The following is a 12,656-nucleotide window of genomic DNA, read 5'->3' as shown; positions in this document are numbered from 1 at the left end:
GCATCTAGTCTAACCTTTGGTTTGACCGTTTAAAATGGCTGCAAAGGTAGTGAAATAGGCTTGTTTATGATAATCAAAAGCCTTGGTTGTTTCCCGGAAATTGCAATTGAATTGCGGACTCACAATTTATCTTCCCCAAGTTTTCCACAGAATATTGTTTTGGCATAGTATTGGCTTATTAATTAGAGGTTAGAATGGTTCTTTAAAATGGTATTATAAACTCATTATAGATTGGCTTGAGGAGAGAGAATAAGATTTTGCTAGTTTAGGGTTTTATTAAGGTAAAGACGGGGGTAGTCTTGCTCCCGTCATTTTTTATAACTCTGAATTAAAAACTTTGTACAGTTTCGTTTTAAAATCCAACGTCTTATACCTATTAAAAACCCACATGAATATCTACGGAAAATGCTTGTAAAGTTTATTAGGTTTCAATTCCTTTGAAATTAAAAAAGCCCACTGTTTAACAGTGGGCTTTTACGTTTAGTTGTGTTTTGCTTAGAATTTTGTTGATCCATTGGCTTGTATTGTATAACGAAGTTTGTAAGTGATCAAACTCGGAACCGGTCCTACAAATGGCTCATATATAGTTTGCAATAACTCCATTTTTGCATACATACCTTCTGCTGTACGAATAATAAAGGTTTTACCGGCTTTTGGTACGAATGAATAAGTAGCAGGATTGTAATCGGCCCATAATTTATAACTTGGAACGGCTAGTTTGGATGTAGTGGTGTCGTATGCATAACCTGTTGTTGGAGCCTCGGTAATATCTGCATATATACCATCAGCAACAATTACGCCTGCATTCCCCAAACCAAATGCATGGCTATTGAATATAAATGAGGTACGACGTAAGCCAAAATCCCATTTGTTTGTTGAGCTATCAATATTCGGAATTACAGACCCGTTCTTTAAACTGAAAAATGTATAAGGAGCAGCATTAGAAAAGCTTACGGTTAATGATGTAGTGCTTTCTGAAGCGCCGGGAGTAGTTGCATCTTTTTTGCATGAAGCCAATGATATAATTGTCGCTGCACAGATCATGCTTACAAAAAGGGTTGTTGTTTTTTTCATTTTAATTGTGTTTTATTTTTTAGTAGTTGTTTTAGATTGATGTTGCAGTTAACAAAATATGTACGTCCGAAAAGATTGGGCATTTTAACCCTGTCTGTATGGTTTAAAATATTATCGCTGCCAATCTGTAACTCAAATCCTTTGACAAATGTTTTATTAATACTTAGATTAAGCATTGTATAACCTTTTACATATTCTCTGTCATCATCGAGTATTTGTGAACCGTTGATATCGGCATAACCGAATCGGCCACGGTAAGTTGCTCTGATACTACCTGATATGTTTGTTTTTTTATCGGTATAGATCACCTGAATATTTGCAGAGTGTTTACTACGATTGAATAACCCACCGTATTGACTCATGGTTGTATAAGTGCTGATATAAGTAACAGGATCTCGTTGTATAACTTTTCTGTTTTTAATATTCTTAACAGCGTCTTTATCTTTTGCATCCAGGTATTGGTAGCCTGCGTTGAATGTCCATGTTTCGTTGATATTGTGCTGGATGTTTATATCTAATCCCTGCGTAAAAACTTTGCTGATATTTTGGTAACAGAAAATAGACTGGCCGTTGGTTTTTACAAAGGGCAGATTGTATCTTTCTATCAAATGAGTGATATCATTTCTAAAAATATTGGCAACAAAAATTGTGGTATTGTTTAAATTATAAGTAGCCCCAATGTTAGTTCCGATCGATTTTTCAGGAGATAAACTTTTTTTCCATAAATAAGGAGTGATGTCAACATCTTGTGCAATTTCGCCGTTTTGTTTAAGCTGCTTTAAACCGCTTGCTAATTCCTGCGCTCCCAATAATGTATATCCTATTAATGCATTGTTGAAATACAAGAACTGTTGTCTGAAGTCAGGCGTTTTATATCCTGTGCCAACTGATAGGATCAATTTTAATTTGTGTGTTGGTTTATATGCAAAAGATAATTTAGGATTGATCTGTGCATCGAATAAATTATTCTTGGTGTATCTGGCTCCTGCTGTGATATTCAATATGTTTTTTAATAACCATTCTTTCTGAGCAAAAAGATATGATGTGGTAAGATGTTTTGTAGAAGTGTATCTGCTTGACTGAACTGTTTCGAAATTGCAACCCACACCCGCAATGAATTTTTGATTTTGTTTGTCGCCGATCTCTATCTGTATTTCAGGTTTGTATAAAAACTGATTAAGAAAGTACCGATCAAACAGTGAATTTGTTTTTTGCATATATACATTCGCTTCATTTTTATATCCATTGCTAAAAAAGCGAGTAAAGAGTTTTGTTTTTTTATTGAACGTATGTGTCCATTGGTTATTGAAACTCCAATCAAGTTCGGTGGTATTACCCTTTACAGTATCGGGAGACGCATTTACATAGATGAGGTAATTGTTGAATTGTTTTTGTGTAAATACTCTTGCAGAACTTATGATCTGGTTATTGCTATTGATATCAAAAAATGCTTTTGCGGCAAAGGTGTAATTATGATAAGGGTCTGAGGTTTTTCCATAGATGTTCTTATCAAGATCGTAGCCACTGCTACTGTACCTATTTGCAAAAAGCTGAATCCCCGCTTTTTTTGTTTTGATTGTTTGGTCGGCAGTAAGCCCCCAAGTGTTGTTAGTTGCATGATGTATTTGCAACGCTGTTTTTGTTTCTTTTATTTTTTCTGAGATGATATTGATCACACCGGCCAAAGCATCACTGCCATACAAACTCGTGGCAGGCCCTTTGATGATCTCAATTTGTTGAATATTGCCAACAGCTATTCTTCCTAAGTTTAAGATGCCTGCATTTCTACCGGTCAACGGTTCGCCGTCTAATAATATTAAAGTGTATCCCGGATCAAGTCCTTGCATTTGTATGCCTGTACCTAACGGATTAGGGTACCCCTGTAGTGCCTGGCCGAGCGGATTATCAGAAATAACAAGTCCGGTTTGTTGTTGTAAAATATCGATCAGCTTTTGAGCGCCTGTTTGCTTTATGAATTTTTTAGAGATAACCTGAATTGGAACAGGAATATCACCGATGCTTTTTTCTGTACGGGTAGCCGTAACAACAACTTCTCCTAATACGGCAGTGTCTGAAATTTTTTTTTGTGCAAACAGGGGTGATGTAAAACAAAAAGTGATCAGAAAACAATATAGTTTTGGTGTTTGTAGCATTACTGCTGCAAAGTTCCCTCAGGTGTAAAAAAGTTTTATCATGTAAATGTCATAATCGTTATTACATGACTAAAATCATACTCTTTTTACCAATTGTGCGGTTAAATCAGCTTCTGTGCAAAGCTTATTACCTACATACACACTACCTCTCATGATACAAATACCTCTGCGGATGGGTTCAAGTAATTCCATTTTAAGTAGCATGGTATCTCCGGGAACAACTTTTTGTTTGAATTTACAGTTGTCTATCTTGATGAAATAGGTATCATATTTTCCTTCAGGCATTGCGTTAATACATAGAATACCACCTGTTTGTGCCAATGCTTCAATTTGCAAAACACCCGGCATTACAGGGTTTCCGGGAAAGTGTCCTTGAAAGAAGAATTCATTGAAGGTCACGTTTTTGATACCCACAATCTGCTTTTCGGTGAGTTCAATTATTTTGTCTACCAATAAAAATGGGTAACGATGTGGTAGTGTTTGTTCTATTTGCTGCAGGTTATAAATTGCAGGTTGATTGGGATCATAAATAGGAACATCTTTGGTATGCTTGTTCTTTTTTATGTATTGTTTTATCTGCTTTGCAAAAGCAACATTGCTTGAATGTCCTGGTCTGTTGGCGATGATATGTGCTTTAATAGGGTAGCCTATCAGAGCTAAGTCACCGATCACATCCAGCAATTTATGACGAGCCGGTTCGTTCGGGAAACGCAATTCCAAATTATTTAAATAACCTTCACTTTTTACCTCTACTTTATCTCTACCAAAAGCTTTTGCTAAGCGACTCATTTCTTCATCAGTAACAGGTTTGTCAACTACCACAATAGCATTGTTGATGTCGCCGCCTTTGATGAGGTTATGTTCCAGCAATAATTCCAGTTCATGTAAAAAACAAAAAGTACGACAAGGAGCGATCTCTGATTTAAATTCTCTGATTGTTTTTAAACCGGCGTGTTGTGTGCCTAATACAGGAGAATTGAAATCTATCAAAGTGGTTACTTTAAAATCTGTTGAAGGTAAAGCTGTGATCTCAACTCTTTTGGTTTCATCGTAATAAGAAAAATTAGTATCAATAGTGTACCATATTTTAGCTGCGTCCTGTTCTATTACGCCGGCTTCATCAATTATCTCAACAAATGGATTGCTGCTGCCATCAATGATCGGCACTTCAGGGCCATTTAACTCAATCAAACAATTATCAACTCCCATACCAACCAATGCGGCAAGGATATGTTCAACCGTGCTCACTTTTACCTCATTCACTTCCAATGTAGTACCTCTTGATGTATCTGTTACAAGATCACAATCGGCTTTAATGATTGGCATACCCGGAAGATCGATTCTTTGAAACTGATAACCAAAGCCAACATTGGCCGGTTTAAGCGTCATATCGACATTGATACCGGTATGAAGCCCTGTGCCTGAAATGCTGATAGCCGAAGCCAATGTATGTTGTTTATCGGGATTGAAATTTGCGTCCATGCTACTTGTTTTTATAAAAGAGGGACAAAGGTATTTATTTTTTTGTAAGCCTGCGGAACAAGCCCCAAGCCTCAAGCCGCAAGCGACAAGTCAGCTGATTTTATGTTTCTCTCTTTTTTATTCGTGTATAATAGTTGGTAAGTACTTGTTTATCGGAATAAACCAACAAGCTGGAACTTTATCCCTTGTGGCTTGCAGCTTGTAGCTAATCATTCTTTACCATCAACTCTTTTATCATCAACTCAAGTTCTTTTATTCTTTTTTCCAGATCTGGTAATTTTCTTGCTACCGCCTGACTGCGGAGTGCTGCTGTATAATCGTATGCCGGGGAGCCGGTTACAGCAGTATTGGGAGTTTTAATAGATTTACTTACGCCACTTTGTGCATTTATTTTGCTACCATCGGCTATTTGCAAATGACCAACAATACCAACCTGCCCACCGATCATTACATTTTTACCAATTTTAGTACTGCCGCTGATGCCGCTTTGTGCTGCAATCACAGAGTTACTGCCTACTTCAACATTATGGGCAATTTGCAAAAGATTATCCAGTTTAGCACCCGATCTTATGATGGTACTTCCAATCGTTGCTCTGTCAATGGTTGTATTAGATCCGATCTCAACATTATCTTCAATGATCACATTCCCGATCTGTGGTACTTTTTTAAAACTACCATCGGCCTGAGGAGCAAACCCAAAACCATCGCCACCTATAATAGTACCTGCATGTATGGTTACATTGTTTCCAATAACACAATCATGATAAATTTTTACACCGGGATGAATGATAGAGTTTTCTCCAATTACCACATCGTTGCCTATATAAACATTTGGAAAGATTTTTGAGGCTTTACCTACAATAGCTTTTTCACCGATGTATGCAAATGCACCAATAAATACTTCTTCACCAATTTTTGAAGTAGCGTCGATATAAGCAGGTTGCTGAATACCAACCAATTGTTGTGTTTTTAATTGTTGATATTTATCGAGTAATATCGCAAATGCGCTATAAGCATCCGGCACTCGTATAAGCGTAGCAGTTATGTTTTGTTTTAATTCCTGATTTTCACTTACTATAATTACTGTAGCTTTTGTACTGTAAAGATATTCTTCATATTTCGGGTTGGCTAAAAAAGCAAGCTGACCTTCTTGAGCTTCCTCAATTTTACCAAATGAAGCAACAGATGCATTTGCATCGCCTTCTACTTTTCCGCCAATGATCATGGCTATTTGTGCTGCAGTGAATTGCATAATTAATTTTTAAGCTACAAGCTAAAAGTTTCAAGGGAAAAGCATATAGCTTGTAGACTCGTCCTTTGTGGCTTATAGCTTGCGACTATCTTGTGTAGCAAATGTAATATTTTTTCATCTTGCCCCTGAGGTTTTGGTTGATAAGCGCATTATCAACTTCTGAAATATCTTTTACATTACCATCTTTAAATAATATGTAAATATGTTCATCCTCAAAATTATAGGTGCTGCTTGCAGCTTCTCCTGTAAATACCAACCAATTTGCTTCTTCCTCAGACAGTTGTAATTGGCTGATTGCTGCTTCGGTTTTTTCTTTTAGCAGACTTTTACTTACAGGCTTGGCAAAATACTTTACTTTTAAAAGGTCTCTGTTAATGATTCCTTTGCATAAAAGTGATAAGATTTTATCCGGATGATGGCTCCATTCTTTAATGGCTGTAAGCACATCATTATCATCAATATTACAAAACTCTTCCAATGTTACTTTGTCAACCGATTGGGTAACAAATTTATTTAATAAGGTAGATGAAGTTGCTTTAATGTACTTAGCCCTTTTAATAATTCTTTGCAACATTTGCTCGGCACAGAGCACAGTTTTATGCAGATAAACCTGCCAATACATCAATCGGCGGGATACCAAAAATTTTTCAATAGAGTAAATGCCTTTTTCTTCAACCATAAGTGTGCCTTTGTGTACAACAAGCATTTTTAAAATTCTATCATAACCAATAGTGCCTTCGCTTACACCGCTGAAAAAACTATCACGGGTGAGGTAATCCATTCTGTCAACATCTAATTGTCCGCTGATGAGTTGGTACAAATATTTCTTTGGATATTTATTGGTGAAAATCTTAATGGCTAATTCTAACTTACCATTGAATTGTTTATTCAATTCTTTCATCAACAGTAAAGAAATAGCTTCGTGATGCATGCCTTCTATCAAAACATTCTCCAACGCATGACTGAATGGTCCGTGGCCTATATCGTGTAGTAAGATGGCAATTTTTGCACCTTGCTCTTCTTCCTTTGTGATATCAACCCCTTTACTTTTTAATTCATACAAGGCATTGCCCATTAAATGATAAGCTCCTAAGGAGTGGTGCAATCTTGTATGTACTGCCCCGGGATAAACCAAATGAGCCATGGCCATTTGATGTACACGACGAAGCCGCTGATAATAAGGATGAGCAATTATTTTGAAGATCAGTTCATCGTCAATGGTAATAAAGCCATAAACCGGATCGTTGATTATTTTTCTGAAAGGCATTCTGTAAGTTAATAGTATTTTGTTAAAACTTTTTTTACGATTGCTACAAAGCTACAATTCTGAATGATGAAACCATTATATTTGCTACACACTATTTCTTCTAATACTTATTACTGCGTATAGAATAATTTTACACTACCGGATTTAAATTGCTGAGTAAAGATTTTCAGTACAAGTGAGTGACACAACGATGTTGCCATGAAATACCACAGCCGGTTCACAAAATAATAAAACACACTATGAGCAATATCAAAATTCTATGGGTAGATGATGAGATCGACAGCCTGACTTCTCAAATTATGTTTTTAGAAAGTAAGGGATATGAGGTAGCAACAAAATCAAATGGTTTTGATGCGGTTGAATTTGTAAAAGAAAATATCGTTGATGTGGTGTTGCTCGATGAAACCATGCCGGGAATCACCGGCTTGCAGACGCTGCAACAGATAAAAGAAGCGAACAATAATTTGCCGGTTGTTTTAATTACAAAAAATGAGGCGGAGAATTTAATGGATGAGGCGATCGGCTCTCAAATAAGCGATTATTTAATTAAACCTGTAAACCCAAATCAGGTTTGGTTGAGTTTAAAAAAATTGATCGATAATAAAAGATTGGTGGCTGAAAAAACAACTTCTGCTTACCAACAAGAATTCAGAAGTTTATTCATGGCATTGAGTGATAACCCTGATTACAATCAATGGATGGATATTTATAAAAAATTAGTTTACTGGGAACTGGAGATGAAAAAAAGCGATAGCCCCGAAATGCAGGAAGTTTTTCAAACACAAAAATCTGAGGCCAATACAGAGTTTTTTAAATTTATTTCTAAAAATTATGTGGGATGGGTAAACCCCAAAGGCAATGATGCTCCGATCATGAGTCATACTTTATTAAAGTATAAAGTTTTGCCACATCTTGAAAAAGGTACACCATTGTTTTTTGTACTGATCGATAATTTGCGTTTTGATCAATGGAAAACCATTCAGCCAATATTTGCAGAAAGTTTCAGGATACATGAAGAAGAAACTTTCTATTCTATATTACCTACAGCTACTCAATATGCCCGTAATGCCATTTTTGCCGGTTTGTTGCCTATCGATATTGAAAAGCAATTTCCGGTACAATGGAAAAACGATGATGAGGAAGGGGGAAAGAATTTATTTGAAGAAGAATTTTTTAAGGCACAATTAAAGCGTTTAGGAAAAGCTGATCTGAAATATTCTTATACAAAGATCACCAACAATCATGATGGGCAAAAGTTGGTGGACAATATGCATAACTTTTTGCAGAATGACATTAATATCATCGTTTACAATTTTGTAGATATGCTTAGTCATGCTCGTACAGAAATGGAAGTGCTCAAAGAATTGGCAGGCGATGAAACAAGTTATAGAAGCATTACGCAGAGTTGGTTCGAACATAGTCCGCTACATCAGGCATTGAAAAAAATTGCAGATAAAAAAATTACCTTGATCGTTGGTACAGATCATGGAAGCGTAAGGGTAAAAACACCCACTAAAGTAATCGGCGATAAACAGACAACAGCCAATCTGCGTTATAAGCATGGCCGTAATTTGAATTATGAAGCCCGAGATGTACTGGTTTTCAGAGATCCCAGAGAAGGGGGCTTACCTGTACCCAATGTGAATTCATCTTATATTTTCGGCAAGAGTGATATGTTTCTTTGTTACCCTAATAATTACAACCACTTTGTCAACTACTACAAGAATACCTTTCAGCATGGTGGCGTAAGTTTGGAAGAAATGATCGTTCCTATTGTAAGAATGACAAATAAATAACTTCTTATTAGCGGCTCCTAGCGGAATCGGCACATTTCTTGGACTATTTTAATCCACAATTTGTGGAGAATCTTTTTTTTTATTAATCTGAATATAGTAGAAGTTGCATGTATAAATGAAGCTGAAAAACCATTTTAGGGGTTTGGTGGCGAATGGAGGTAAATATGAAATACACACAAAACAATTTAGATAAGATAGAAAGAATTGCGGAAGAAGCCGGTTATGTAATTCGTTATGAAAGAGGAAATTTTCAGAGCGGATATTGCATTTTGCAGGCAAAGAAAGTAATTGTACTGAATAAGTTTTTTCAAACCGAGGGAAGAATTAATACACTTATAGATCTGATGCCACAATTAGAGATCAACTTTGATGCACTTACACATGAAAGTCAGAAAATGTATGACGAAGTGATGAGTGCGGAAGCACATAAATAAGAAATTAGAAACATAAAATAAGAAATGAGAAAGTAAGGGAGTCTTCAGTTTTTGAAGTCCTTAACTTTCTCATTTCTTATTTCTTACTTTTGCATTTCTCATTATTATGAATTGTCCTCCAATTAAAATAACATTCTTAGGTACCGGCACCAGCACCGGAGTACCGATGATTGCATGTGACTGTATTGTTTGTGCTTCATCAAATTCCAAAGATCAGCGTTTACGCAGCAGTATTTTGGTTGAAAGCAGCGCCACAAGTTTTGTAATTGATACCACACCCGACTTTCGTACGCAGATGTTAAGAGAAAGGGTTAAAAAGTTAGATGCTGTCTTATTTACACATCCGCATAAGGATCATGTTGCCGGTTTGGATGATGTAAAAGCCTTTAGTTATTTTAGTGGTAAAGCAATGGAAGTCTTTGCAAATGCTTTAACGGAAGAGGCCTTGAAAAGAGAGTTTGCCTATGCTTTTGCAGATAAGAAATATCCCGGCATTCCTGAGATCAACTTGAATACCATCGATGAAACGCCATTTATGATTGGAGATATTCCTGTGATACCAGTCATGGTGTGGCATTATAAAATGCCGGTTATGGCTTTTCGTATAGGTAAGTTTACTTATATCACAGATGCCAATAAAATTGATGAAAGCGAAAAGGAAAAAATTAAAGGCAGCGAAGCAATGGTAGTAAATGCATTACGACACAAAGAACACTTATCTCACTATACTATTGATGAAGCTATTGCCTTAGTTAAGGAATTAAAAGTACCTAAGGGCTATTTTACACATATCAGCCATCAGCTTGGATTGTATGAAGATATTAATAAAGATCTGCCATCAGGCATGGAACTTGCTTATGATGGTTTGCAACTTTTTTTCGATTGATTTCGACTGTAAAGTAATGACTCAATTACTTTACAATGAAACAATTCATTTCAGACTATTTTAATTTCACAAAAAAAGAACGGGCAGGTATTATCACTTTACTTATCCTGATATTATTCTTTGTTTTTCTTCCATTGCTTTTTCCGTTATTTATTAAAGACAAACAGCAAAACAGCACTGCATTTGCAAATGAAATAGCGGCGTTGCAAATTAAGAGTTTGGATAGTGGTAAAAGTTTTACCAATCGTGATTTTGATGAGAACAATTATCAAAATTTCTATCAACCATCGGAAAGAAATTATTATGCTGGTCAAACAAAAGGAGACCTTTTTTATTTTGATCCGAATACGTTGGATGAAGCAGGTTGGAAACGTTTGGGACTTAGAGATAAAACAATTGCTACCATCAAAAACTTTACTTCTAAAGGCGGTAAATTTTATAAACCCGAAGATATTAGTAAGATTTGGGGTTTGCATGAAGATGAAATTCAAAGATTAACCCCCTACATACAAATTCAAAACAGCTTTGCTCAAAATAATTATGAGAAAAAAGAGTATGAGCCAAAGACTTATCCAAAATATACGCCATCAATTGTAGACATTAATGCATCAGATACAACTGCATGGATTGCTTTGCCGGGTATTGGAGGAAAATTGGCACAGCGTATTGTAACATTCAGAGATAAACTCGGAGGGTTTTATAAAATAGAGCAGGTAGCTGAAACATTTGGTTTGCCGGATTCTACTTTTCAAAAAATAAAACCACGATTAGTATTGAATAATCCTGTCATCAAAAAAATAAATATCAATACAGCTACGCTGGATGAAATGAAGGCTCATCCCTACCTACGTTATGCTACTGCTAATGCAATTGTTAACTACCGGTTACAACATGGTAATTATGCTTCTGTAAACGACATAAAAAAAATAATGACCATTACAGACGAAGTTTTTAATAAAGTCGTTTTTTATCTGACAATTAATTAAATTGCTGATATAACTGAACGATATGAATTTTGCCCCTGATGAAATTACCCTGCAAGTGGCACAAACTGCCAAAGACTTTGCCAATCAATATATAAGACCGCATGTAATGGAATGGGATGAGTCACAGGAATTTCCCGTACACATTTTTAAAGAAATGGGGAAGTTGGGTTTGATGGGCGTATTGGTACCTGAACAGTATGGTGGCTCTGGTCTCAGTTATTTTGAATACAATGTGGTGATACAGGAAATAGCAAAAGTTTGTGGTTCAATTGGTTTGTCATTAGCTGCACACAATTCATTATGCACCGGGCATATTTTACACTTTGCAAGCGAAGAGCAAAAGCAAAAATATCTACCCAAATTAGCTTCTGCAGAATTCATTGGTGCATGGGGTTTAACAGAACCTAACACCGGTAGCGACGCAGGCAACATGAAAACAACTGCTGTAAAAGATGGAGATCACTGGATATTGAATGGCACTAAATGTTGGATCACTCATGGAAAAAGCGGAGATGTGGCGGTTGTTATTTGCAGAACCGGAGAGCCACGTACAAAAGAAAATTCAACTGCGTTTATTGTTGACCGTGGTACACCCGGTTTTAATGCAGGTAAGAAAGAAAATAAATTGGGAATGAGGGCCAGCGAAACGGCTGAAATGATCTTTGATAATTGTCGCATACCTGATACTTGTAGAATGGGAGCAGTAGGAGATGGTTTTCATCAGGCTATGAAGGTATTGGATGGTGGTAGAATATCTATTGCAGCACTTGCACTTGGTATTTCAAAAGGTGCTTATGAAGCAGCATTACAGTATTCAAAAGAACGTTATCAATTTGATCAACCCATTTCAAATTTTCAGGGAATAAGTTTTAAGCTGGCAGATATGGCAACAGAAATTGAAGCTGCCGAATTATTAATTAATCAGGCCTGCGATTTGAAGATACGTGGTAAACAAATGACCAAGGAAGCTGCCATGGCAAAATATTATGCCAGTGAAGTAGCAGTAAGAGTCAGCAATGATGCAGTACAAATTTTCGGTGGGTATGGTTATACCAAAGACTTCCCTGTTGAAAAATTTTATAGAGATAGTAAACTGTGTACCATCGGAGAAGGCACCAGCGAAATACAAAAAATTGTTATTAGCAGGGAAGTGTTGAGAGGGTTTTAGCTATCCGCCGATCCAAATAAATTGTCAACTGCACCGGCCATCATCGGAAATTTTTCTTTTACAAAATCTTTAATGGTCTCAACTGCTTTAGCAGCTTGTTCAGGAGTAATGCCTGTATTCTCTGTAATTTTTGTAATTAATTCTTGCATGGTATAATT

At 36.3% G+C, this 12,656-nt stretch carries 11 protein-coding genes; 5 read left to right on the top strand and 6 right to left on the bottom strand.

The annotated features are described in order from the left end of the window. Positions 1–495: 495 nt before the first annotated feature. The 5 genes from ACQ33O_RS01525 to ACQ33O_RS01505 all read right to left on the bottom strand — a co-directional run bounded on the left by ACQ33O_RS01525 (position 496) and on the right by ACQ33O_RS01505 (position 7,228). Complete coding sequence (locus ACQ33O_RS01525; protein ID WP_430993782.1) at positions 496–1,074, bottom strand: HmuY family protein; 579 nt, start codon at positions 1,072–1,074, stop codon at positions 496–498. Further along, complete coding sequence (locus ACQ33O_RS01520; RefSeq protein ID WP_430993781.1) at positions 1,071–3,227, bottom strand: TonB-dependent receptor plug domain-containing protein; 2,157 nt, start codon at positions 3,225–3,227, stop codon at positions 1,071–1,073. The genes ACQ33O_RS01525 and ACQ33O_RS01520 overlap by 4 nt, the downstream gene beginning before the upstream one ends. Before the next feature lie 75 nt (positions 3,228–3,302). Next, complete coding sequence (locus tag ACQ33O_RS01515) at positions 3,303–4,709, bottom strand: bifunctional UDP-3-O-[3-hydroxymyristoyl] N-acetylglucosamine deacetylase/3-hydroxyacyl-ACP dehydratase (RefSeq protein ID WP_430993780.1); 1,407 nt, start codon at positions 4,707–4,709, stop codon at positions 3,303–3,305. 205 nt (positions 4,710–4,914) lie between these two features. After that, positions 4,915–5,961 (bottom strand): UDP-3-O-(3-hydroxymyristoyl)glucosamine N-acyltransferase, encoded by a 1,047-nt coding sequence (gene lpxD / locus ACQ33O_RS01510; protein ID WP_430993779.1) that lies wholly within the window; start codon positions 5,959–5,961, stop codon positions 4,915–4,917. 85 nt (positions 5,962–6,046) lie between these two features. Beyond that, positions 6,047–7,228, bottom strand: coding sequence for an HD domain-containing protein (locus ACQ33O_RS01505; RefSeq protein WP_430993778.1), 1,182 nt, complete (start codon positions 7,226–7,228; stop codon positions 6,047–6,049). A gap of 239 nt (positions 7,229–7,467) precedes the next feature. On the opposite strand from ACQ33O_RS01505, the gene ACQ33O_RS01500 reads away from it, so the two are divergent. From ACQ33O_RS01500 to ACQ33O_RS01480, 5 genes are all read left to right on the top strand, one after another. Next, positions 7,468–9,024, top strand: a complete 1,557-nt coding sequence (locus tag ACQ33O_RS01500) for a response regulator (protein WP_430993777.1) — start codon at positions 7,468–7,470, stop codon at positions 9,022–9,024. Positions 9,025–9,188: 164 nt separating this feature from the next. Next, positions 9,189–9,458, top strand: coding sequence for a hypothetical protein (locus tag ACQ33O_RS01495; protein WP_430993776.1), 270 nt, complete (start codon positions 9,189–9,191; stop codon positions 9,456–9,458). Positions 9,459–9,564: 106 nt separating this feature from the next. Then, the gene (locus ACQ33O_RS01490) at positions 9,565–10,344 is read left to right on the top strand and encodes an MBL fold metallo-hydrolase (protein WP_430993775.1); all 780 of its coding nucleotides are present in this window, start codon (positions 9,565–9,567) and stop codon (positions 10,342–10,344) included. Positions 10,345–10,379: 35 nt separating this feature from the next. After that, positions 10,380–11,330 carry a helix-hairpin-helix domain-containing protein gene (locus ACQ33O_RS01485; protein WP_430993774.1) on the top strand — a complete coding sequence of 317 codons (951 nt, stop codon included), beginning with the start codon at positions 10,380–10,382 and terminating at the stop codon, positions 11,328–11,330. A gap of 22 nt (positions 11,331–11,352) precedes the next feature. Continuing rightward, entirely contained in the window at positions 11,353–12,498 is a 1,146-nt protein-coding gene (locus ACQ33O_RS01480) for an acyl-CoA dehydrogenase family protein (RefSeq protein WP_430993773.1), read from the top strand. Here the strand turns inward: ACQ33O_RS01480 and ACQ33O_RS01475 are convergent. Then, positions 12,495–12,647, bottom strand: a complete 153-nt coding sequence (locus tag ACQ33O_RS01475) for a hypothetical protein (RefSeq protein WP_430993772.1) — start codon at positions 12,645–12,647, stop codon at positions 12,495–12,497. The two genes, ACQ33O_RS01480 and ACQ33O_RS01475, sit on opposite strands and share 4 nt — an antisense overlap. Positions 12,648–12,656 lie beyond the last annotated feature (9 nt).

The sequence above is a fragment of the Ferruginibacter sp. SUN002 genome, assembly GCF_050611725.1.
In the GTDB taxonomy this organism is placed as follows: domain Bacteria; phylum Bacteroidota; class Bacteroidia; order Chitinophagales; family Chitinophagaceae; genus Ferruginibacter.
This window is presented reverse-complemented; position numbering and strand designations above follow the sequence as displayed.